Origin of the sequence: Aurantibacter sp., assembly GCF_039941195.1 — a bacterium.
In the GTDB taxonomy this organism is placed as follows: domain Bacteria; phylum Bacteroidota; class Bacteroidia; order Flavobacteriales; family Flavobacteriaceae; genus Aurantibacter_A.
The window spans coordinates 1-23,157 of record NZ_JBDVFA010000011.1; the positions used below are offsets into that span (position 1 = coordinate 1).

Genomic DNA, 23,157 nt, shown 5'->3' on the forward strand with positions numbered 1-23,157 from the left:
CAAAGTTGTAGATTACATGTTAAGACGACCAGAAATTAGAATTGAAGTTGGATCACATACTGATAGTCGAGAACCAGACAACTACAACCTGTGGTTATCCGAACGAAGAGCTAAACGAACGGTGGAATATATTCTATCCAAGGGTATTTCGGGTGATCGAATTAACGGTAAAGGATATGGCGAATCCCAATTAACAAACCATTGCAAAAACGGCATGCCATGTTCAGATAAAGACCATCAACTAAATAGAAGATCTGAGTTTATCGTCTTGAAAAAATGATTAGCTGTCAAAGTCCTTTTCTATAAAAAGTATAGTAATTTTGCATTTGAATAGTTGTATGCAAAAATGAAAGAAAACTTTCGAAAAACAGCAAAAATCACCTTAATACTTGTTTACTTAGTCATCATTGCTGGGGCTGTGGTACGAATGACGGGAAGTGGCATGGGTTGTCCAGATTGGCCAAAATGTTTCGGACACTATATACCACCAACCGATATCAGTGAACTTCAATGGCAACCAGAAATCGATATAAAAAAGGGTCAAATTATTATTGTTGATGAAACACTAAAAGTTTCTAAAGAAGCTTTTACCACAAATGGTTCTTACGACGATAATAATTGGTCACCCTACACAAAACATGAATATGCCGAATTTAATGCAACACATACTTGGATCGAATATATAAATAGATTGTGTGGTGCTTTAGCAGGACTAGGAACATTTATACTTGCGATTTTATCTTTCGGATTCTGGAAATCTAATAAAAGTATAACTCTAATTTCTTGGCTTACCGTATTTGCTATGGGTTTTCAAGGTTGGTTGGGTGCTACTGTGGTATATTCAGTTTTAGAACCTGCCAAAATCACCATACACATGATTATGGCTTTGGTAATAGTAGCACTATTAATTTATCTCGTATATAAATCTAAAGAAAAAAGCGTTGCTGATTTGTATACTAACAAGCTAAGTACACTATTAGGAATAGCCTTATTATTAACTTTAATACAAATTGCACTAGGTACGCAAGTAAGGCAATTTGTTGATGAGCAAATAGATCTTGTGGGCTACGCAGCCAAAAATTTATGGTTGCAAAATGCTACCATTCAATTTTACATACATCGAACTTTTTCAGTTATTGTAGTACTTTTAAACGTATTTATCTTATTCCGTATCCGTAAAGCGAACCTCGGTTTTCATAAAATGAACTGGGTTATCTATTTAATAGTATTGGAAATATTTTCCGGAATATTAATGTATTATATGGATTTCCCATTCTCTACACAGGCAATTCACTTGGTTTTGGCCTCAATACTTTTTGGTATTCAATATTATTTGCTCTTGGGGGCCTTAAATGCCAAAAAAAGTAATAAAACTTTGTAACTTTGCCAACTGCCCAAAATAGAGCATATGATTTACAAAATCAGGATAATTTTAGATGCCGATGAAGATATCTTTAGAGATATTGAAATTGATGCGAGCAATACACTAGAGGAATTGCACAATGCCATTACACAAGCTTTTGGCTTTTTAGGAAATGAGATGGCCTCCTTTTATACTTGTGATGCCAGTTGGAACCAAGATGAAGAAATTGCTCTTTTTGATATGAGTGACAGTGGTTCTGATGTTCGATTAATGAACGAGACTTTTTTAGAAGACCTATTAAGCGTTCGAAACCCAAAGCTTATATATGTTTATGATTTTATGAGCATGTGGACTTTCTTTGTAGAATTGGCTGATATTGTTAAAAAAGAAGATGGCCGTGCATACCCCAACCTTTTGTTTACTTTTGGAGAAGTTCCAGATTCTCCTCCGGAAAAGAATTTTAAGTCTGACCGGGCAGATGGTGAAGAAGACGATGACGATATTGAACAGCATTTAGGAAATTACGACGACCTAGATTTTGATGAGAATTGGAATTAATAAATTGCCAATTAGTACTATTTATTCCTAACCTATAATTCCGTTTAAGAAATGATTAACCTCTATCCTACTCAAATTGAAACGCTCTCATTACATCGCGTGGGTAACAAAAATAAAAGTGAAAGTCTGTTCTTATCAGATGAAGCCTTTTCGCTAAATGACGAAATATCAGGTTTATTGAAAGAATATTTTTTCAAACCTTTTCGAGAAAAAGAAGAGAACTATTTTAAACTAGCCAATGAGGTAGATGTAGAATTTAATGAAATTTACAAATTAGCAGTTCAAATCTTCGAAGACCCAGATAGTATTCATGAAGCGTCTAAGAAAATTGCTAAGTATTTATACGACCAAGGTGATCATCCACATATAAAAAGTGGAGAATTGTATGTAAGCTACTTGCATGACGTAGTTCTTGATAATAAGAAAATAGATGCCATTGGTATTTTTAAAAGTGAATTAAAACAAGATTTTTTACAGTTCGATGAAAAAAGTAATAATCTAGATTTACTTATTGAGCAAGGCATCAACATAAATAAATTGGATAAAGGTTGTATCATTTTTAATGTCGAAAAAGAAGAAGGCTATAAAGTCTTATCTGTTGACAGTAACCGCTATGACACCAAATATTGGCTGGAAAATTTCTTAGGTTTAGAACCTTTAACCGATGACAATTTCTTAACTAAAAACTACCTTAAATTCTGTCAGAATTTTGCAAAAGATGTGGTTTTACCTGCAGAAGACAAACAGCAAGAAGTTTTGTTCATGAATAAGGCAGTAAATCATTTTGCTAAAAATGATGAATTTGAGGAGACTAACTTCTTAAATGAAGTAATGGACAACCCCGAATTAATACCGGAGTTTAAACACTACAAAGTTGAAAAGGGACCTAAATATAGTATTGAAGATGTTTCTAATTTCGACATTGCGAATAAAGCGGTTTCTGTAGCCCGAAAAAAGATTAAAAGTGTAATTAATTTAGACACGAATATCCAAATTAAACTGGACTTTGTAAACCCAGAATCAGCTGAAAAATTTGTTGAAAAAGGTTGGGATGAAGAAAGACAAATGTACTACTACTTAGTATATTTTAATAAGGAGAATAATTAATTTTTCTAGAGCAAATGATTAAAACTTTACCTTGGATTCAATGTTGAACCGCATTTTATTTCTGTTTCTGCTTTACTAATTTAATGAACTTATTTAGTTCATTAACATTTAAATTTAAATCATCATCGTCAACTTCATCCGGATTATGGACCAATTTTTTTCTAAACTCAGTTATACCACTTAAAACATATTCTTCGCTATCTGATAAATTGAATAGTTCTTTGAGATTCATTTTACTAAAAATTTTTGGACCTTGATTAACAACCAGTTTATTGAAGTCTGCCCAAACTAAAAAGAAATCATCAATTCCATATTTCTTACCTTCAATTTCAACTTTTTCTCCAAATAAATTTTCAAAAAGAATTTTTGCTATACTGGCATAGGCAATTACTTTTTCCTTTTCAACGGTAATTCCATTCCCGTCATGATACAATTGATTTCGAATTCTATGATACCATTCTATTTCGCCAAGTACAATCCCTACAAGTTTATCTTTTGCAAACTTGTCCATTGTATCAATTAAACTTGGAAAACTTTTAGTCGCCTCGTTATATATTTTGCTAGTTACACCTTCCAACTTCGTAATTCTTTTTGGCAAGCCTAAATAGGTTTTCATCATTAATTCAACTGAATTGTCGATAGCAATCATACCCATACGATAATCAAAGTCCGTTTCGAAGGATAAGTGTTCGAGACCATGCCTTAATAATTCTTTTGGTCCCGATTTCCAAGGTTCGTTTTTCATTAAGTTTTAAATGTAATACAGCTCCAGTATATAAGTACTTCCTATATTTTTATATTATGCTCAATAATCTGTTTCACACTTACATCTTCGTAGTTTCTACGCACAAAATTTAATGCTAAATCTAATACCTCACCCATTGTCTCACATTTGCCAAAATTAGAATCTGAAGTAAGTTCTTCAATTTGTGCTTTTAGCATAGTAATATTTTCAGTTGTAGAAATATCATCTTTTTTACAGATTGCTCTTAGTTTTTTAATCCGGTTTCCAGAACTCAAAATACGCTTGGCAACCATTGATCGTTCTTCCAATTTATATTGATCCACAGAATCTCTCAAAAGTTTTTCCCGAACCAACTCCACCATTTTAAAATTCTCCTTAAAAAACTGTGGTCGATATACTTTTAACTTCCCTTCATAACATTGCTGGTCAAAATCTATAGCTCTAATTTTATAGACCACATGATCAAAGTCGTGTGTGGGTACAATTACATAATTATAAGATCGCATATCACCCAATAAGCGTATCATACAACGTTCATTGAATTTTACAAACTCCTTAGCTAATTGAGATTTTTCAGGTTCCGAACAAGTGGGCAACATATTTTTAATAAACTCATCACCTGGTATTCCTGCTATATGTTCTTCAATAAGTGTATCCTTATAGACTAAGAAGTTTAAATTATATGGGGAAAGCATATGCTCTAATTCCAACCCATATATTCGAGAAGCATCAGTTTTTTTAATATAGAAATATGTAAAATTGTCATTAAGAATATTTCTTACTTTAATTCGAAATGGCTTCGAATTTCCGAACGTACAGAAGTCTACCGCATCAACATTTAAATATTGATTGATATTTGTACTACCATCTGAAAGAAAAATAGAATACACCTTTTTTAAACTATCATCTATTTCTTTTCTTTCAAACTCAGAATAATACACACGCACCCATAAAGTATCTTCATCATTTTTGTCATATAAAACCACAGAACCGGAAAAGCGCAATAAATCATCGTAAAAAATAGGTATCTCACTTTTACGATTATAATTCGCTAAATATTCGTCTAAGCCTTCACTTACTGGGTAAGCTGGCTTCTTTTTCGACATCAATTTTTCTTCCGACATTCTTTTTTCTATATCAATTGTAACAAATGTATGCTTTCTTCGTCAACTATAAAGAAAGTTATTAAAGCCATTATATTTTGGAAAAAATTCTCACAGTACAAAATCTAACTAAAAAATTTGGATCTCTAACTGCTGTAAACGATTTATCTTTTACGATTGAAAAAGGCAACGTTTATGGAATATTAGGCCCTAATGGAAGTGGTAAGTCTACAACTTTAGGAATAGTACTTAACGTAGTAAATAGAACTAAAGGTGAATTCTCATGGTTCGATGGTAACACCTCAACTCATGAAGCTTTAAAAAAAGTTGGAGCTATTATCGAAAGGCCTAACTTTTACCCTTACATGACCGCCAAACAAAATTTGAAATTAGTTTGTAAGATTAAGGAAGTGTCTTCTGATAAAATTGAAGAAAAACTGGAATTGGTAGGACTTCTAGACCGAAAAAATAGCAAGTTTAAAACCTATTCATTAGGTATGAAGCAACGCTTGGCCATTGCCTCTGCCCTATTAAATGACCCCGATATTTTAATATTAGATGAGCCTACAAATGGACTTGACCCTCAAGGTATTCATCAAATACGAGAAATTATTAAAAAAATTGCAAGTCAAGGCACTACAATTTTACTCGCCTCTCACCTACTCGATGAAGTTGAAAAAGTATGCAGTCATGTCGTAATTCTTCGTAAAGGTGTAAAATTATATTCTGGTCGAGTGGATGGAATGTTGTCTAGTCATGGTTTTTTTGAATTAAAGACTAGGGACAATGATACATTAGCAACTTACTTAAAAACCAATGATAGTTTTGGTGATATTAAAATTGAAAACGGTTTATTAACTGCCTTTCTTACAAAAGAATTAGATGCAGAAACATTAAACAAACTTTTACTAGAAAAAGGCATTGTACTCTCACATTTAGTGAAAAGAAAAGAAAGTCTTGAAGAGCAGTTTTTAACATTAACTCAAAATCAAGCAAACTAATTGGCTATGTTACGATTATTAGAAATTGAATTCATTAAACTTTGGAATAATAGAGCGAGTAAAATATTGGTTCTTTCCTATTTTGTTCTTTTAACTTCCATAGCACTGGTCGCTGCCATTAAATTTGACATTGGACCTATAAAATTTCATTTAGCAGATCAGGGAATATTTAATTTTCCATACATATGGCATTTTAACACCTTTATCACCGCCTTTTTTAAATTGTTTTTAGCAATTGTAATCGTCTCTATGATGGCGAATGAATATAGCAACAAAACCATTAAACAAAATCTTATAGACGGACTGTCCAAAAAAGAATTCATCTTATCTAAATTTTTGACGGTTGTGACTTTTTCGCTTATATCAACAGTATTTGTTTTCTTAGTTTCCTTAATTCTAGGTTTAACGTATTCTGATTATAATGAAGTTTCTATAATTTTTTCGGACTTAGAGTTTTTACTCGCCTTCTTTGTAAAACTTATGGGTTTCTTTGCCTTTTGTATGTTTGCTGGCATATTTGTAAAACGTTCAGCCTTCGCTCTAGGTTTTCTTATACTTTGGCAAATTTTTGAAGGGTTTGCAAGAGCTATGTTTCGATGGAAAATTTTTGAGAATCATACTACCACCGATACAGTAATGGGATTTTTTCCATTAAACGCAATGTGGAACTTAATAGATGAACCTTTTACTAGACTAGGAGCAGTGCAGTCCTTAGGTGACCAAATAGGCGAAGACTTTAGGTTTGACTATGCTGTACATTGGTATGAGATTGTCATTGTCCTGATTTGGACCGCTATTTTTGTTTATCTATCCTACGTATTATTAAAAAAGCGTGATTTATAGTACCTTATGCGTTCGAGAGAACGCGAAATGAAAAAATACTGCTTGCTTATTATGCTACTTGTTTTTGCCATAAATTATGGACAAGATGAGACTGCTAATTGGTATTTTGGCAATGGTGCCGGGCTTCAATTTAATAATGATGGCGGTGTAAATATTCTTGAAAACAGCAAAATAAGTACTGAAGAAGGTTGTGCCAGCATTTCTGACAAAAATGGCAGTTTACTTTTCTATACTGATGGCATTACAGTTTACAACCGTAATCATACGGTTATGCTCAACGGAAATAGGCTCTATGGCGACCCCTCAAGTACGCAATCTGCCATAATTGTGCCTGCACCGACGAGTGATGTTATATTTTTTATTTTCACTGTAGATACGTCAATAGAAGAGCATGATCCAGATTTTGGACTCAATTACTCTATAGTTGATCTATCAGAAGATAATGGTAACGGGGCTGTTACAGTAAAAAATATTAATTTACTTCAAACTTGTTCGGAAAAAATTGCTGCTGTAGTTAAAGATTGTTCCAAAGAATCTGTTTGGGTTATGACGCTTTCTACAGAAGATGGTAGAGACGGGTTACCAAATACATTTCATGCTTTTGAAGTAAATGAAAATGGTGTTAATAACAATGCGGTTAAAAGCAAATTTACTACCTCCTTTAATGATCAAAGAGGGTATTTAAAATTTTCGTCCGATGGAAAACAAATGGCGAGCGCTAATGAATTTGACGGCCTATTTCTATATGATTTTAATTCAGAAACAGGCAATGCCTCCAATCCACAAAGGATAATAATTTCCGCGCTCAACAAAAACCCATACAGCGTAGAATTTTCACCAAATAATCAATTCTTATATGTACACACGCATTCCGATGCTCCGGCTTTAGAGACAAATCATAATTCTAATTTATTACAATACGATTTGTTAAGTAATAACATTTCTCAATCTGAAGTAGTACTCGACCATAGTGCAAATTATAGAGGTGCACTTCAGCTTGGTGCCAATGGTAAAATATATAGAACAATTACTAAATCATACCTTGAAGGCTCTTCTTATCTTGGCGTAATAAATAATCCAGATATTAAAGGTACAGCAGCTAATTATCAACATAATGCAATTGATTTGAAGAATGGAATAGCAATGCAGGGCTTACCTCCATTTATTCAATCGTTTTTTGCAAAAACTGGACTCATAAAAACGGCTGATGGTACTACTAGTACCAGTGCTACTTTTTGCACAGGAGATGAGCTTATTTTAGAAACTGAGGAAATTGAAAACGCTACTTATATTTGGGAACATGATGGTTCTATTATAGGTGATGCAACCACTAACATGCTACAAATTACTGAAATTGATGAAACCAACGCAGGGAAATATCGGCTAACAATTTCTCATAGCGATGCGACTCAATGTGATATTATTGGGGAAGCGCAGATTAACATTTCCGAACCTCCTATAGCTAACAGAGCAAGTCTAGTACAATGCGACATTGAAAATGAAAATGCGAATTCTACTTCAGATGGATATACTTATTTCAATCTGGATCAAGCTCGTAATGACATAAGCCCGAATGAAAATAATTTAGTTACCTTTTACAGAACCTTATCTGACCAAGAAAATAATTCCCCAATTGAATTAACTAATGAGTATAGAAATGAAAGTGCAACAAATCAAATTATTTATGTAAAAGTTACTGACGTCTATGGATGTACAAACGAAACCGAATTGGCACTTGAAGTTCTTCCTACATCTGGTGGATTAGAAATAACAAAAAGCTACTACACTTGTGGAACAGACCCTTTAACTTCTGAATTGTCAGGGGTTTTTGACCTGCAGGCTATAAAACAAAATGATTACGATGGTTTTGAAGTAGCTTTTTACAATACCACTCAAGATGCAACTTTAGAAACAAATGTAATTGATGAGAATAATTACAGTACTATTTCCACATATTTATATGCTCGAATAGAGTCTATGAACCAATGTTTAGGTATTGAACTATTAGAGTTTATTGTAAACCCTGCTCCCATTGTAAATATAGATTCCGAATTTTTAATCTGCACCAATAATCCCGATTTAAGTATTACGGCAGAACAAGGTTTTGACAGTTATGGTTGGTATAAAATAGAAAATACAGAAACATTAATTTCAAACGGTATAAATGTTGAAATAATAGAACCTGGCGAATATCGATTAGAAGTTGGATTATCTTATAACAACGGTACACAAAATTGCAAAACGAGTAAAACATTTACCGTATCACCTTCAAATAATGCTCAGATTAACGACATTGAGATAGAAGATTTTCAGGAAAACAATAGCATTAACATTATAGCAATAGGTGATGGTGATTATGAGTACAGCATTGAAAGTGAAAATGGACCCTACCAAGAAAATCCTATTTTTGAGAATGTAATACCGGGCTCATTAACTATTTATGTAAGAGATAAAAATGGCTGTGGTATAACCAATGAAGAAATTTCAGTATTGGGATTCCCCAAATTTTTTACCCCAAATGGAGATGGTATTAATGAATCCTGGAACTTAATTGGACTGCCTGAAAACAAATCTGTTGAGCTTTTAATTTACGACCGCTATGGGAAACTATTACATCAAATTAATCAAGTTAAAAATGAAGGATGGAATGGCACTTTTAACGGCGAATTTTTACCAGCTTCCGACTATTGGTTTCGAGTCAACTTAGAAGAAGGTAGAACTTACCAAGGGCATTTTACATTAAAGAGATAGCCATTGAATTAAATAAATACCTGTGAAAAATTTATTAATCGTACTGTTTTTTGGGTTGAGCAATTTGGTTATTAGCCAAGAATGCCCAGTCTTAACAACACCTGTTAATGATGCTATTGACATTCCTGTGGATACAGAAGTTTCTTGGGAGGAAGTGCCAGGTGTAATTGGATATGTCGTTTCATTAGGAACGACACCTGGTGGCGGTGAAATTGTTAATCGAAGGTCTTCGGGGCAGAACAATTTTTATCATCCAGAAGTAGGACTTCCTGAGAATACACGTATTTATGTTACTGTTCAATTATTTCTATTTGGGCAACCCGTAAAAACTTGCCCAGTTGAAAGTTTTGTAACCAAAGAAGTAACTACACCCCCACCTTGTACAAGCATATCTTTTCCTAAACACTTAGAGAAAGGTGTAAAGACTTCATCTGTAATTCGTTGGCATTATGCACCAACTGCTACGGGTTATCGAATTACAATGGGAACTGCTGTAGATAAGAGTAATATATTACTGAACTATGATGTTGGCAATGAACTCTTCTACAAAAGCCCATCTGACTTTCCTTTAAATGAAGACATTTTTATTTCGGTAACCCCTTACAACGAAAATGGTGATTTAGGCCCATGTACTGAAGAGCAATTTAGCACAAGTGCTGCAGCCGAAGTATGTGACCCTCGGTTTGATAGTACCATAGGTGCGGTTGTAACCAATAAACCTAAGTTAAGTTTTCCTGAAAGAATCGGTATTTGCCGTAATAATCTTCCAGGTATTTTTTCAAGTAAGGATAAAGCAGATGGCTATCGCTGGTATAAAATTAATCCAGATAGATCAGAAACATTAATTTCTCAATCGAAAGAAGTTACCTTAAATGAAATTGGGCGTTATAAATATGAAGCTTACAACAATATTACTCAAGCAGTAGGCACTATTGAATGTAGCGCAGCAAGTGAGTTCGTGGTTGAAATGTCAGAGCTTCCTACGATTACCGAAATTGTGGTTGAAAAAATCCCTGGCAGTAGAATATTAACTATAGTAACCCATGGATTAGGCCAACACGAATTTGCAATAGATAATATCGAAGGCCCTTACCAAACTGGCAATATTTTTAATAAGGTAATCGGTGACAAACACACTATTTACGTGCGAGATTTACACAGTTGTGGGATAACTCAAAAAAACATGCCACGGGATTTAAGTCGGGATAATTTTCCATTGTTTTTCACTCCGAATGGAGACAATATTAATGATTATTGGCAATTTATTTTAATTGACGAATCACAACAAATAAATTTAAACACCATTTTTATTTATGACAGATACGGAAATATGCTTGCTCAATTAGACCCACAATCTCAAGGCTGGGATGGCAATTTCAGAGGAAAGGAAATACCTTCTTCTACTTACTGGTATAAAGCTATTGCTGATAATGGTGATGAAATAAACGGATATTTTGCCTTAAAAAGGTAATTATAGAATTCTCGATTTTTATGAAAAGAAATATGCTAAATATAATAGTACTATTAGCGGGTTTCTTTGCTTATACTCAGGATTGTACAAAAGTAAATTTTCCTGTAGATGGAGCAACAAATATAGCAGTAGACGCAACTATTACTTGGCCCGAAGTTAATGGAATTAATGGGTACTTAATATCATTAGGTACTTCTGTGAATGGCACGGATATTCTTAGTAGAGAAGCAACTGGTATAAACAATTTTTATACAGCACCTGTAGGGTTACCTGAGAATACCCTTATTTACGTTACAATAAGTGTATTACTTTTTAATGCTACACCTACCGATTGCGAATCATCTAGTTTCAGAACTATGGATGTCACAACAGCTCCAAGTTGCACTAAATTATTAGCTCCCGATGATAACGCGGCAAATGTAACTGTGGTTACTGATATTATTTGGCAATATTCATCTGGTGCAACGAGCTACAATGTAACTATTGGAACCTCTTCAGGTGGAAATGAACTTTTATATAAATATAATGTCGGAAATGTACTTTCTTATAATCCACCTATAGATTTCCCCCAGGACGTTCGTATTTATGTATCTATAATACCAGAAAATGAAAATGGCTCTTCAGCTACCTGTACCGAAGAAAGTTTTTTTACGGGACACGTAGACGACCCATGTGAAGCATTAGATTTGGTGACAGGTGAAGTTAAATATTTGGCACCGGATATTAATTTTCCAACCTTATTTATTAAGTGCAATAACAGTGGGCCTTTACCCGTAATTGCAGAAGGACAAGCAGATGGATTTCGATGGATTCAAATTATTGAAGGAGATGAAGTTTTATTATCAGAAAACAGAAATTTTCAACTAAGTCAAACAGGGAATTTCATGCTTGAAGCTTATAATTTAATTGACCGTTCAGGAATTCAAATTGAATGTGCAAGCACAAAAAATTTTAATGTAATACCTTCTGAATTGCCCATTATAGAATCCATTGATATACGACCGCTTTATTTGGGTAAACAAATAACTATTAACACACTGGGATTAGGAAATTATGAATACGCCATGGATAACAAAAATGGACCCTATCAAGATGATTCTGTTTTTTTTAATGTAACTGAAGGTTCGCACATGATTTTTGTACGTGATAAAAATGGATGTGGTTTGGTTTCAAAACTTATTGAAAGAGGTTTAAAACTTGAAGATTTTCCAAACTTCTTCACTCCCAATGGCGATGGCATCAATGACCTTTGGCAACTTATTCATCCACCAGAAATCAAAGAAATTCGAGAAATAGTTAAAGGAAATATTTCCATTTTTGATAGATATGGTAACCTATTGATAGAAGTTGATCCAAGTTCTAAAGGCTGGGATGGTAATTTCAATGGTAATCCAGTTCCTTCTGCTGATTATTGGTTTAAAGCAATTTCATTTAATCAAAAAGTAATCAACGGTCATTTTACTTTAAAAAGATAATTGATATAAAGTACCAAAAAAAAATCTACTGGAAATCCACTAGAAAACAATCACTGTTTTCTTGTATTTTTTTACGTATAATTACGCGTGTATCACCTTTGTTCTATATTGTTAAAAGAACACAAGTGACCAATGAAAAAACTAGTTTTCACCTTTCTAATTTTTAATATATCATATTCTTATTCCCAACAAGCAAACGATTGTGTAGATGCAATAATAGTATGTGGCAATACAAACATTTCAAGTAACGCAACAGGTTTTGGATTACAAGAATTAGATGGTACTAATGACTGCTTGTATTACGAAGAAAACAGTTTATGGCTTAGTCTAACCATAGGTACTGGTGGAAATTTAGCTTTCAATATAATTCCAAATAGTACAGACTTAGTTGTGGATTATGATTTTTATATTTTCGGACCAAATAATACTTGCGGAAATCTTGATGATCCAATTCGATGCAATACAACAAATCCATTACAAGCAGGTTTAGGTTACAATGAAACTGGATTAAGAGATTCTGAAACAAATTTTTCTGGAGGACCAGCCGAACTAGGAAATGGATATGTTTCGTCCATCCCTGTTAGTGCTGGTGAACACTATTATATATTAATTGATAGACCCGTTGGCACTGGGGGGTTTACCTTAGAATGGACCGGAACTTCTGGATTCCTTCCTATGCCAAATATTCAACAACCTGACAATATTCAAACATGTATAGCCGGACCCTCTGGCTCAATTGACCTAACTATTAATGAATCTCAAATTACCACTAGTATTACAGATAGATTGGATTACTATTCTACATATGAAGATGCTTTTGATGACGAAAATGCTATTAATAATCCAGGTCAATATTCTTCTTCTGGGCGTTCAAAAACTATTTATGTGAGAGCTACGAACGCAAATGGATGTTTTGAAATAATAGATTTTCAGATTGAACCAGTACAATTTGATAACCCACCAAATTTGAGCTACACTGCATGTGATAATGATCGTAATAATATTGAATCTTTTTCAATTGCAGAAATTAAGAACGATATTGAAAATAGCATTAGTTATGCAACTAAATTTGATATTTCTCTACATATAAATGAGTCTAATGCAAATAACAATACAGCACCCATAGAAAGTCCCTTTTTAAACGCTGGAACAGGTGAAATTTACGCTAGAATAGGCCTAAACAATAATACATCATGTTACCTAACATTTCCTATAGATTTAGAAATAATTACAAGCAACTTCCCAGAAGTAATAACTTTTAGTCAATGTGATTTAGATGAAAATAATTCAACTGATGGTATAACGGTACTTAATCTTAATCAGGCTTTTACAGAACTACCAGAAGGTACAGCAATATTCTACGAATCTAATGATGATCTCATAAATAATATCCCAATTTCAAATCCTAAAAACTATAGTAATACTACACCTTTTAAATACACTATTTATTATAAATCAATTTCAGAAACTTGTAATGGTACAGGGAAAATTTCGATTGAAATAAAGCCTACGACTATAAGTTTCTATGAAGCGAATCCGATTATCACTTGTGATGACGATCTTAATGATAATCAACTGTTAGGCACCTTTAATATTGACAACATAAAACATACTTATTTTACTAATACTGAAGTTTCTTTTTTTGAAAATTTTAATGATGCTAGTTTAGAATCAAACCCAATTCTGGGTAGTTATAGAACTTCATCAACCACAGTTTACATCCGTTTTGAGCATGCAGATGAATGTCAAAACATTCAAAAAATTGAGTTCGTGGTAAATACTATACCGATAACAGATGCTATTGAAGATTATCAAATTTGCTCAAATGGACCTCCCCTTTTAATCAATGGACCAAACGGTTTTGATTCGTATGTATGGTATAAAATAAATGATGATGCATTTCAGGAAATAAGCACGACCAATCAAGTATCAATTTCTGTAGAAGGAGATTATTTTTTAGAGATAGGCAACTATTTTGATACCAACGAAAATGCCATAATTTGCACGAACACTTTTGACTTTAAAGTTTCAGTTTTACACCCTCCAGTAATTGAAAAAATAAATATTAATAACGATTTAAATAATAACAGTATAGAAATATTAATGTCTGGAGAAAGTGATTATGAATTTTCAATTGATAATGAAAATTACCAAAAGGAATCTCACTTTTATGGACTTGAATCTGGACTATATACAGTTTTTGTACAAGATATAAATGGCTGTGGAATTACCGAAAAACAAATTTCAATACTTGGATTTCCCAATTTCTTCACTCCAAATGGCGATGGAGTTAATGATACTTGGCAAGTAACGGGTTTGGATAATAATGTCGCTGAAACTTCAATAAATATTTATGACCGTTACGGCAAACTGGTTAAACAAATAAATACGAATGATATTGGATGGGACGGATCAATGGGCGGGGCACTTTTGCCATCTTCAGATTATTGGTTTCGCGTGAGCTTAAACAATGGTCAAATCTATCAAGGACATTTTACACTAAAACGATAGTTTGAAAATATTGAAATCCTCATAGGAGTAAACCGTTCTACTTTTGTAATTTTAAAGCATGAAGTTTAAGATTGTTTCAGAATTTGAACCTACAGGTGATCAACCACAAGCTATTAAGCAATTGGTTGATGGAATAAATACCAAAGAACGCTATCAAACACTGCTTGGCGTAACGGGGTCTGGAAAGACATTCACAGTTGCAAATGTGATTAAAGAAGTACAAAAACCAACTTTAATCTTAGCACATAATAAAACTTTGGCAGCTCAATTGTACTCTGAATTTAAACAGTTTTTTCCAGATAATGCTGTTGAGTATTTTGTTTCGTATTATGATTATTACCAACCCGAAGCATTTATTCCAACTACAGGATTATATATTGAGAAAGATTTATCTATAAATGAGGATATAGAAAAATTACGATTGAGCACTACCTCTTCCCTACTCTCTGGTAGACGCGATGTTTTGGTTGTTGCCTCTGTTTCCTGTTTGTACGGTATTGGGAATCCAGTAGAATTTCAAAAAAATGTAATCAGCATTGAAAAAGATCAGGTAATTGCGCGAACTAAATTTCTTCATCAATTGGTTCAAGGTTTATACTCAAGAACAACAGCAGATTTTAGAAACGGAAATTTTAGAGTAAAAGGCGATGTGGTTGATGTATTTCCTGGTTATGCAGATCATGCTTTTCGCATTCACTTTTTTGGGGATGAAGTTGAGGAAATTGAGGCGTTTGACCCTTTTAATAATAACATCATTGAAACCTATGAAACTTTAAATATCTATCCCGCCAACATGTTTGTAACATCGCAAGATATTCTGCAAAACGCCATACATAAAATTCAGGATGACATGGTTGCACAGGTAGCCTATTTTAAAGAGATTGGCAAACATCTTGAAGCTAAAAGGTTAGAAGAACGTACTAGTTTTGATCTTGAAATGATTCGAGAATTAGGCTATTGTTCAGGTATTGAAAATTATTCGAGATACTTAGATGGACGTGAGGCCGGGACCAGACCATTTTGCTTAATTGATTATTTTCCAGACGATTATTTAATGGTTGTTGATGAAAGTCATGTTACGATACCACAAGTCCATGCCATGTATGGCGGTGACCGGTCTCGAAAAGAAAACTTAGTTGAATATGGTTTCCGTTTACCGGCAGCTATGGATAATAGACCTTTAAAGTTTGAGGAATTTGAGGCGCTACAAAATCAAATAATATATGTCAGTGCAACTCCGGCTGATTATGAATTACAATTGAGCCAAGGGGTGTATGTTGAACAGGTAATTCGTCCTACAGGTCTTTTAGATCCTATTATTGATGTTCGGCCAAGTTTAAATCAAATTGACGATTTAGTTGAAGAAATACAACAAAGAGTTGAAAAAGATGAACGTACATTAGTAACAACGCTTACTAAAAGAATGGCTGAAGAACTCGCAAAGTACTTAACACGAATTAATGTCCGTTGCCGCTACATTCATAGTGATGTAGATACGTTAGAACGTGTGGAAATAATGCAAGACCTGCGTAAAGGTATTTTTGATGTACTAATCGGTGTAAATCTATTGCGTGAAGGCTTAGATTTACCTGAGGTATCACTTGTAGCTATTTTAGATGCTGATAAAGAAGGATTTCTAAGAAGTAATCGTTCACTAACACAAACAGTAGGTAGAGCAGCTAGGAACCTTAATGGACGTGCAATAATGTATGCTGATAAAATTACGGCGAGCATGCAAAAAACTATTGACGAAACTAATTACAGACGTGAAAAACAAATAGCATATAATACCGAACATAATTTAGTGCCTAAAGCATTAAACAAAAGTCTCGATAGTGTTCTTTCAAAAAACTCTGTTTCAACCTATCATTTTGAAAAAGAAGAAATGCGCGCCGCAGAACCTGATATGGATTATTTGACAAAGGATCAAATTGAAAAAATGATTCGTTCAAAAAGAAAAGAAATGGAAAAGGCAGCAAAAGATTTAGATTTTATGAACGCTGCAAAACTGAGAGATGAAATTAAAATGCTTCAAGAAAAATAACTTCAACTATTAACATTTTTAGAATATTGTGGTTTACATATACTCTAAAAAAATTGAGCCTTCATGGTTAAAAAAAAGAAATTATATACATATTTTCACAAGCACGTATTTTAAAAATAAGAAGGTCTATTTAATTCAACAAATACTATAGATACACCTTCAAATTCAAAGAATTGAAATAGTATTATTTTAAAAAATAATCAAAATTGAAAATTTATGAGCCAAAAGTATGATTTTGAATAAATACTACACGATATATTATTTAAACATCTGATTTACAATAAAATATAATATATTTTTAGATTAGTCTAAACTACAATTTTAGAAAGAATTTACTTACAAATTTTACAACATAGCTATATTAGTATAGTTGCCAATTAAGTTTGTGTCAAAACCATTTTGTCATAACTTTATTTAACGAATAAGTATCTTACAATATGCAAATGTACTCTGTTCTTATTCGTATAAAAAAAGCACCCCTAAAAAAGAGGTGCTTTAATAAACAACCAACCAACTCTACATTATTCATAAAAATGAAAATGTAAAACCTTACAATTAATCCAATAAGATATTTCTTTTTGGTTTAGGTAATGCTTCTTCCTTTTTTGGAAGACTGAACATTAAAATTCCGTTCTCATAATCCGCTTTTATGTTTTCTTCATCTATAGAATCTGGTAATGTAAAAGCTCTTTTAAATGAGGTGAAACTAAATTCTTTTCTCGAATAGTTTTCATCTACCTTTTCAGTACTAGTTTCAACTTCAGATGATACTGTTAGTATATTACTATCAATTTCAATTTTAAAATCTTCTTTTTTTCTGCCTGGTACAGCTAACTCCAATTCAAAATTCTTTTCATTTTCCTTGATATTTACTGGTGGCATTTTAGCATTTAAATTTTCTATTCCCCCAAACCAATCTGGTTTTAATATTTCATTCATTAATTCAGGAAATAACATATGACTTCTTTTTACTATGCTCATGATATATTTTTTTATTTATTAAACTTCAATTGCGGTAATTAAAAGTCAAATTATATACCAAGATAGATAATGCGTCATTTTGACATACGTTACGTATAATATAAAGACATTTTGTCACTTAACTAAAAGATAAACTAATTATAATGTGCCTTGAAGATGTTTATTAGCACTTTAGGTGGCACAATTTTATTAGGATATTGATGCATAACAGTTAACACTTGTTGTATTGCTGAAGGAGGCAATCCCATTCCTAGGCCAACATTATGTATTCTACTAACCTCAACATCATCTTGCTCTTCATCCACATTCATTAGAAGGACTAATCGATGAAATTGAAGTATGCGATCCGCTTGAGATTTAGGAATTATATGCTTACTGCTCTCTTTTAATAACAAATCGAATGTTTCACGACTCACACCCAATTGTTCGGCAACACTTAAAAGGAAATTATACTCAGAGTCTTTAATGGTTTTATCAACACGAGCAAACGAAATCATTTCTGATAAAATACTAAGCTTTTCTTCGTAGGTGTTCATATTAAAGAGATTGAGATTGAGAGTTACTATAATAATAACAGAAAAAAATAGGCTTTCGTATAAATAATTCACTTAAAACAAGGTAATTACATGTACTATGTTTTACCTTGCAAGCGCAATAAGAAAAGGCTATGACAAACAACGATGTGTTGAAAAAATTAAGAGTTGCGTTACGACTTCGCGATGACGAAATTGTTGAAATTTTAGGTTTGGTAGATTTTAAAATTTCTAAAAGTGAATTGGGTGCGCTTTTCAGAAACGAGGATCACCCGAATTATAGAGAATGTGGAGATCAGATTTTGCGTAACTTTTTAAATGGATTAGTACTGCACCTGCGTGGTACAAAAGAAAATCCTTTGATTCCAGGTGAAGTTTTATTAAAAATGAAAACACAAAACAAACCCAAACAAATTCAAATTAAACCAAAGCCTAAAAAACAAGCAGACCTCAGTTATGTAAAGTATAAAAACAAGAAAAAATCCTAACTGAAAATTAATTTTCAATTAGGATTTTTAGAATTGAAGAAATTAATACCTATTCCTCTATGCGAATTGCAACAGTATACAATTTACCTTCTTTAATTTCATTTAATTCTACTTTCTTATAATTCAATCGCGCTTTTACAAACGACTCAAGCTTGTCATTTTTGGTATCTACAGACATTACCACTATTTCACCTTCGTTATTTAAAGTGAAACGAACTTGTGCAGATTGATTTACAACGTACTCGCTTAGTTCATTGTCCTTTAAAATTTCAGTAATCTGCTCTGTTAAACTTTTTGAAGGGTCATTGCTTTTTACCTCGTTTGCAAAAATGCTACCTGTGAATAGTAACATTGCAGCTACCATAACTAAACTTAATTTTCTCATGACTTTTTGTTTTTTTACCTCGACGATTATCGAGTGATTAATAATTGATTGATGAAATGATGAATAGAAACTTATAAATTGGCTTCTATTAAAAAGACGACACTAAAATAAAAATGTTACATCTACTATTTACTTTAACACAATTTTAAAGATCATCTGATATAAATATGAGCTCAAAAATAAGTTTATAAAAAGCTCAAACTAACCATATTCATTGATCTTAACCAAAAGATAATACATCTAACAATTTAGTCACAAAAAAAGGCCGTGAATTAACACGGCCTTTAAATAGTTTATATTTTTTAGAATTATGCCAACACTTCTTTAACCTTATCGGCAGCTTCTTGAAACTGAACTGCAGAATGAACCGCAAGACCAGAATTGTCAATTATTTCTTTTGCTAACTCAGCATTTGTTCCTTGTAACCTAACAATAATTGGAACTTGAATAGCATCTCCCATGTTTTTATATGCATCCACAACACCCTGTGCTACACGATCACATCGAACGATACCACCAAAGATATTAATAAGAATAGCTTTCACATTTGGATCTTTTAAAATGATTCTAAAAGCTTCCTCTACCCTTTTGGCATCTGCAGTACCTCCAACATCTAAGAAGTTTGCTGGTTCGCCACCTGCCATTTTAATTAAATCCATAGTAGCCATTGCTAATCCAGCGCCGTTAACCATACAGCCAACATTACCATCTAAATCAACATAGCTCAAACCAACCTCACCCGCTTCAACCTCAATTGGGTTCTCCTCACGTAAATCACGCATTTCAGCATATTGTTTTCTGCGGAATAAAGCATTATCATCTATGGTTACTTTAGCATCAACAGCCATTATTTTATCATCTGATGTTTTTAAAACCGGGTTGATTTCAAACATACTAGAATCACTTTCTACATAAGCCTTATATAGACTTGAAACGAATTTCGTCATTTCCTTAAATGCAGTTCCTGAAAGCCCTAAGTTAAAAGCAATCTTTCTAGCTTGAAAAGGTAAAATACCAGTTGCTGGATCAATTTCTTCTGTGAAAATTAAATGAGGTGTACTTTCAGCAACTTCCTCAATATCCATACCTCCTTCAGTAGAATACATAATCATGTTACGACCTGTACCACGATTTAATAAAACTGACATATAAAATTCGCTGGTTTCACTATCACCAGGGTAGTACACATCTTCAGCTACTAATACTTGATGCACTTTTTTCCCCGCTGCAGATGTTTGAGGCGTAATTAAGTTCATCCCGATTATTTGCCCAGCTATCTCTTCAACTTCTTTCAAGTTTTTGGCAAGCTTTACACCACCACCTTTACCACGACCACCAGCATGTACTTGTGCTTTTATAACATGCCAACCTGTACCGGTTTCCTCAGTTAATTTTTTTGCAGCCTCAACTGCTTCGTTAGCGCTTTGTGCTACAACACCACGTTGTATACGTACTCCAAAACTTGCTAAAATCTCTTTTCCTTGATATTCGTGAAGATTCATTGATTAAAGGTATATATGTTCGCCTGCAAAAATAGGAAACCATGGCCGAATTACAAGCATGATGTTCTAAAAAGGAATGTAAGTTGAATGAAATTTATAGATTTTTAAAATCTAAAGGATCAAAATTTTTGAAATGTCCATTCAACTCTATCGTCTTTTTAGTACGCCCAACTTCCTTGAGTACAGCAATGGTTGAAAGCAAATGGGCTTTTATAAAAGATAGTCTTTCACTCTCTTTTGCTAATTGTAATAATTGAAACTCCTGCTCAAATGAAAGCCCCATTTTATGTGCTAGTATGTAACTATTGAACTTGTCTAAAGGAATTGGAGTAAAAGGAACATCCATTAAATCATAAAGCTGTTCTATTTTGTTAAGCACCCTACGACGCATAACGTCATTGGCATCATTGATTGTATCTAGAAATTGTACTTCACCGCCAGAATATAATTTATTAGGCATTTGTCTTTCAAATGATACTATTTTAAAAGCCTGGCGAGCTACACAAGTAACATCCATTGCACCACTCTCATAGGTAGTAACCACTTCTACTAATTGAACCTCTGTACCATACGCTACACTATCGTATATATACACTGGTATACCAAAAGTTATGGCCTCTTTACGGCAATCATTTATTAAGTCTTTATATCGGTCTTCAAAAATATGCAAAGGCACAGTCTCTCCGGGATAGAAAACCGATTGTAAGGGAAATAGTGGTAATTTCATTTATTATAATTCAGATTTTAAAAATACGATTCAAAGTGCAACTCTACAAGTTCAAAATTAATTATTTGTTACAAATATAACTTTTTGTTGTATTTTTTATGTAGTTGGTATTATTTTTTGCGGAATAGCGTTTAACAACCTAGATTTGCCATAAATACTACCACAATATGAAGAATGCCGATTTATTAAAAATTGCACAAACATTTGGAGACCCAGTTTACGTTTACGACTCTGGTAAAATTATAAGTCAATTTAATAGACTTACCAATGCTTTTGACGATGTTAAACAAGTACGGTTAAATTACGCTGCTAAAGCCTTATCCAATTTGAGTATTCTAAAATTAATGAATTCATTGGGAAGTGGTTTAGATACAGTATCAATTCAAGAGGTTAAATTAGGACTCCTTGCAGGTTTTAAACCTGAATCAATCATTTTTACACCAAATGGAGTTTCATTAGAAGAGATTGAAGAAGCTTCGGCATTGGGTGTGCAGATTAATATTGATAATCTGTCTATTTTGGAACAATTCGGTAACAAACATCCAGATGTACCTGTTTGTGTCCGCATTAATCCACATGTAATGGCTGGTGGTAATTCAAATATTTCCGTTGGGCATATCGATTCAAAATTTGGCATTAGTATTCATCAAATTCCGCATTTGTTGCGCATTGTTGAAGTCACTAAAATGAATATCAACGGCATTCATATGCACACAGGTAGTGATATTCTTGATATCGATGTTTTCTTATATGCTTCGGAAATACTTTTTGAAACCGCCAAGAATTTTAAAAATCTAGATTTTATTGATTTTGGAAGTGGTTTTAAAGTGCCTTACAAAGCCGGAGATATTGAAACCAATATTGAGGAGTTTGGAAAAAAATTAAGCAAGCGTTTTAATGAATTCTGTACGGAATATGGCAAAGATTTGACCCTGGCTTTTGAGCCTGGTAAATTTCTAGTGAGCGAGGCTGGTAATTTTCTTGCGAAGGTAAATGTCGTTAAACAAACAACATCAACTGTTTTTGCCAGTATAGATTCTGGTTTCAATCATTTAATTCGCCCTATGTTATATGGCGCCAAACATTCTATCTTAAATATTTCGAATTCAAATGGTCGCGAACGCTATTATTCTGTTGTAGGTTACATTTGTGAGACCGATACTTTTGGAAACAATGTTAGAATAAATGAGATTTCTGAAGGAGATATTTTATGTTTTAAAAATGCAGGTGCTTATTGCTTTACAATGGCTAGTAATTACAATTCAAGGTTCCGGCCGCCAGAAGTTTTATGGCACGAAGGAAAAGCGCACCTTATAAGAGAACGAGAAACCTTTGATGATCTTATTAAAAATCAAGTAGATGTTAAGAATCTATTTGAAAAGAAGAAAGAAAAAGCAGGAGTTTAAAAATTTAAAAAGCGGCCAACTAAGTTGGTCGCTTTTTTTATAACAAAAATTCAAATAGGGTTCTTAACCTCTTAATTTATTAATCAGGAAAACTAAAGTCTTCAATTAAAACTCTATATATAATTGGTCCTTTCTAAATTTAAAATAAACATGACGAAAAAAC

At 33.0% G+C, this 23,157-nt stretch carries 20 protein-coding genes; 13 read left to right on the forward strand and 7 right to left on the reverse strand.

The features are described from left to right. The 4 genes from ABJF52_RS01590 to ABJF52_RS01605 form a co-directional block, all read left to right on the forward strand. Positions 1 to 280 (forward strand): OmpA family protein (locus tag ABJF52_RS01590; protein ID WP_348145315.1); only part of this gene is annotated, 280 nt, incomplete at its 5' end. A gap of 66 nt (positions 281 to 346) precedes the next feature. Then, positions 347 to 1,381, forward strand: coding sequence for a COX15/CtaA family protein (locus ABJF52_RS01595; protein WP_348145318.1), 1,035 nt, complete (start codon positions 347 to 349; stop codon positions 1,379 to 1,381). Between the two features lie 27 nt (positions 1,382 to 1,408). Beyond that, complete coding sequence (locus ABJF52_RS01600; protein ID WP_348145320.1) at positions 1,409 to 1,921, forward strand: hypothetical protein; 513 nt, start codon at positions 1,409 to 1,411, stop codon at positions 1,919 to 1,921. A 51-nt stretch (positions 1,922 to 1,972) separates the two neighbouring features. Next, positions 1,973 to 3,028, forward strand: coding sequence for a nucleoid-associated protein (locus ABJF52_RS01605; RefSeq protein ID WP_348145323.1), 1,056 nt, complete (start codon positions 1,973 to 1,975; stop codon positions 3,026 to 3,028). A gap of 55 nt (positions 3,029 to 3,083) precedes the next feature. Here ABJF52_RS01605 and ABJF52_RS01610 read toward each other — a convergent pair whose 3' ends face one another. Together ABJF52_RS01610 and ABJF52_RS01615 are read right to left on the reverse strand one after the other, a co-directional pair. Then, complete coding sequence (locus ABJF52_RS01610; protein ID WP_348145326.1) at positions 3,084 to 3,773, reverse strand: hypothetical protein; 690 nt, start codon at positions 3,771 to 3,773, stop codon at positions 3,084 to 3,086. A 41-nt stretch (positions 3,774 to 3,814) separates the two neighbouring features. After that, positions 3,815 to 4,897: a hypothetical protein gene (locus ABJF52_RS01615; protein WP_348145329.1), complete on the reverse strand. Its 1,083-nt coding sequence runs from the start codon at positions 4,895 to 4,897 to the stop codon at positions 3,815 to 3,817. A 77-nt stretch (positions 4,898 to 4,974) separates the two neighbouring features. On the opposite strand from ABJF52_RS01615, the gene ABJF52_RS01620 reads away from it, so the two are divergent. The 7 genes from ABJF52_RS01620 (at position 4,975) to uvrB (ending at position 16,972) form a co-directional block, all read left to right on the forward strand. After that, positions 4,975 to 5,877, forward strand: coding sequence for an ABC transporter ATP-binding protein (locus ABJF52_RS01620; RefSeq protein WP_348145332.1), 903 nt, complete (start codon positions 4,975 to 4,977; stop codon positions 5,875 to 5,877). Positions 5,878 to 5,883: 6 nt separating this feature from the next. Beyond that, positions 5,884 to 6,720, forward strand: a complete 837-nt coding sequence (locus ABJF52_RS01625; RefSeq protein WP_348145335.1) for an ABC transporter permease — start codon at positions 5,884 to 5,886, stop codon at positions 6,718 to 6,720. A gap of 27 nt (positions 6,721 to 6,747) precedes the next feature. Further along, complete coding sequence (locus ABJF52_RS01630; protein ID WP_348145338.1) at positions 6,748 to 9,471, forward strand: T9SS type B sorting domain-containing protein; 2,724 nt, start codon at positions 6,748 to 6,750, stop codon at positions 9,469 to 9,471. Between the two features lie 22 nt (positions 9,472 to 9,493). Next, positions 9,494 to 10,942 (forward strand): T9SS type B sorting domain-containing protein, encoded by a 1,449-nt coding sequence (locus ABJF52_RS01635; protein ID WP_348145341.1) that lies wholly within the window; start codon positions 9,494 to 9,496, stop codon positions 10,940 to 10,942. Positions 10,943 to 10,962: 20 nt separating this feature from the next. Then, the gene (locus ABJF52_RS01640) at positions 10,963 to 12,417 is read left to right on the forward strand and encodes a T9SS type B sorting domain-containing protein (protein ID WP_348145344.1); all 1,455 of its coding nucleotides are present in this window, start codon (positions 10,963 to 10,965) and stop codon (positions 12,415 to 12,417) included. A 132-nt stretch (positions 12,418 to 12,549) separates the two neighbouring features. Continuing rightward, positions 12,550 to 14,928 carry a T9SS type B sorting domain-containing protein gene (locus ABJF52_RS01645; protein WP_348145347.1) on the forward strand — a complete coding sequence of 793 codons (2,379 nt, stop codon included), beginning with the start codon at positions 12,550 to 12,552 and terminating at the stop codon, positions 14,926 to 14,928. A 58-nt stretch (positions 14,929 to 14,986) separates the two neighbouring features. Then, positions 14,987 to 16,972, forward strand: coding sequence for an excinuclease ABC subunit UvrB (gene uvrB / locus ABJF52_RS01650; protein ID WP_348145350.1), 1,986 nt, complete (start codon positions 14,987 to 14,989; stop codon positions 16,970 to 16,972). Positions 16,973 to 17,527: 555 nt separating this feature from the next. Here uvrB and ABJF52_RS01655 read toward each other — a convergent pair. Both ABJF52_RS01655 and ABJF52_RS01660 read right to left on the reverse strand, forming a co-directional pair. Beyond that, on the reverse strand, positions 17,528 to 17,953 hold the full coding sequence (locus ABJF52_RS01655) for an Hsp20/alpha crystallin family protein (RefSeq protein WP_348145353.1): 426 nt from the start codon (positions 17,951 to 17,953) through the stop codon (positions 17,528 to 17,530). Positions 17,954 to 18,087: 134 nt separating this feature from the next. Further along, entirely contained in the window at positions 18,088 to 18,489 is a 402-nt protein-coding gene (locus ABJF52_RS01660) for a TerB family tellurite resistance protein (protein WP_348145356.1), read from the reverse strand. A 131-nt stretch (positions 18,490 to 18,620) separates the two neighbouring features. On the opposite strand from ABJF52_RS01660, the gene ABJF52_RS01665 reads away from it, so the two are divergent. Beyond that, positions 18,621 to 18,974 carry a DUF1456 family protein gene (locus ABJF52_RS01665; protein WP_348145359.1) on the forward strand — a complete coding sequence of 118 codons (354 nt, stop codon included), beginning with the start codon at positions 18,621 to 18,623 and terminating at the stop codon, positions 18,972 to 18,974. Between the two features lie 49 nt (positions 18,975 to 19,023). On the opposite strand, the gene ABJF52_RS01670 is transcribed toward ABJF52_RS01665, so the two are convergent. The 3 genes from ABJF52_RS01670 to ABJF52_RS01680 form a co-directional block, all read right to left on the reverse strand. Next, positions 19,024 to 19,359, reverse strand: coding sequence for a hypothetical protein (locus ABJF52_RS01670; protein ID WP_348145362.1), 336 nt, complete (start codon positions 19,357 to 19,359; stop codon positions 19,024 to 19,026). A gap of 308 nt (positions 19,360 to 19,667) precedes the next feature. Further along, complete coding sequence (gene sucC, locus ABJF52_RS01675) at positions 19,668 to 20,861, reverse strand: ADP-forming succinate--CoA ligase subunit beta (protein ID WP_348145364.1); 1,194 nt, start codon at positions 20,859 to 20,861, stop codon at positions 19,668 to 19,670. A 94-nt stretch (positions 20,862 to 20,955) separates the two neighbouring features. Further along, positions 20,956 to 21,588, reverse strand: coding sequence for an LON peptidase substrate-binding domain-containing protein (locus ABJF52_RS01680; protein ID WP_348145367.1), 633 nt, complete (start codon positions 21,586 to 21,588; stop codon positions 20,956 to 20,958). A 167-nt stretch (positions 21,589 to 21,755) separates the two neighbouring features. On the opposite strand from ABJF52_RS01680, the gene lysA reads away from it, so the two are divergent. After that, entirely contained in the window at positions 21,756 to 22,994 is a 1,239-nt protein-coding gene (gene lysA, locus ABJF52_RS01685) for a diaminopimelate decarboxylase (RefSeq protein ID WP_348145370.1), read from the forward strand. Positions 22,995 to 23,157 lie beyond the last annotated feature (163 nt).

What these genes read in the sequence shown, in the direction of transcription:
- ABJF52_RS01595 (WP_348145318.1), top strand. Translation starts at nt 347, where the DNA reads ATGAAAGAAAACTTTCGAAAAACAGCAAAAATCACCTTAATACTTGTT.
- ABJF52_RS01600 (WP_348145320.1), top strand. Translation starts at nt 1,409, where the DNA reads ATGATTTACAAAATCAGGATAATTTTAGATGCCGATGAAGATATCTTT.
- ABJF52_RS01605 (WP_348145323.1), top strand. Translation starts at nt 1,973, where the DNA reads ATGATTAACCTCTATCCTACTCAAATTGAAACGCTCTCATTACATCGC.
- ABJF52_RS01610 (WP_348145326.1), bottom strand. Translation starts at nt 3,773, where the DNA reads ATGAAAAACGAACCTTGGAAATCGGGACCAAAAGAATTATTAAGGCAT.
- ABJF52_RS01615 (WP_348145329.1), bottom strand. Translation starts at nt 4,897, where the DNA reads ATGTCGGAAGAAAAATTGATGTCGAAAAAGAAGCCAGCTTACCCAGTA.
- ABJF52_RS01625 (WP_348145335.1), top strand. Translation starts at nt 5,884, where the DNA reads ATGTTACGATTATTAGAAATTGAATTCATTAAACTTTGGAATAATAGA.
- ABJF52_RS01630 (WP_348145338.1), top strand. Translation starts at nt 6,748, where the DNA reads ATGAAAAAATACTGCTTGCTTATTATGCTACTTGTTTTTGCCATAAAT.
- ABJF52_RS01640 (WP_348145344.1), top strand. Translation starts at nt 10,963, where the DNA reads ATGAAAAGAAATATGCTAAATATAATAGTACTATTAGCGGGTTTCTTT.
- ABJF52_RS01645 (WP_348145347.1), top strand. Translation starts at nt 12,550, where the DNA reads ATGAAAAAACTAGTTTTCACCTTTCTAATTTTTAATATATCATATTCT.
- uvrB (WP_348145350.1), top strand. Translation starts at nt 14,987, where the DNA reads ATGAAGTTTAAGATTGTTTCAGAATTTGAACCTACAGGTGATCAACCA.
- ABJF52_RS01655 (WP_348145353.1), bottom strand. Translation starts at nt 17,953, where the DNA reads ATGAGCATAGTAAAAAGAAGTCATATGTTATTTCCTGAATTAATGAAT.
- ABJF52_RS01660 (WP_348145356.1), bottom strand. Translation starts at nt 18,489, where the DNA reads ATGAACACCTACGAAGAAAAGCTTAGTATTTTATCAGAAATGATTTCG.
- ABJF52_RS01665 (WP_348145359.1), top strand. Translation starts at nt 18,621, where the DNA reads ATGACAAACAACGATGTGTTGAAAAAATTAAGAGTTGCGTTACGACTT.
- ABJF52_RS01670 (WP_348145362.1), bottom strand. Translation starts at nt 19,359, where the DNA reads ATGAGAAAATTAAGTTTAGTTATGGTAGCTGCAATGTTACTATTCACA.
- sucC (WP_348145364.1), bottom strand. Translation starts at nt 20,861, where the DNA reads ATGAATCTTCACGAATATCAAGGAAAAGAGATTTTAGCAAGTTTTGGA.
- ABJF52_RS01680 (WP_348145367.1), bottom strand. Translation starts at nt 21,588, where the DNA reads ATGAAATTACCACTATTTCCCTTACAATCGGTTTTCTATCCCGGAGAG.
- lysA (WP_348145370.1), top strand. Translation starts at nt 21,756, where the DNA reads ATGAAGAATGCCGATTTATTAAAAATTGCACAAACATTTGGAGACCCA.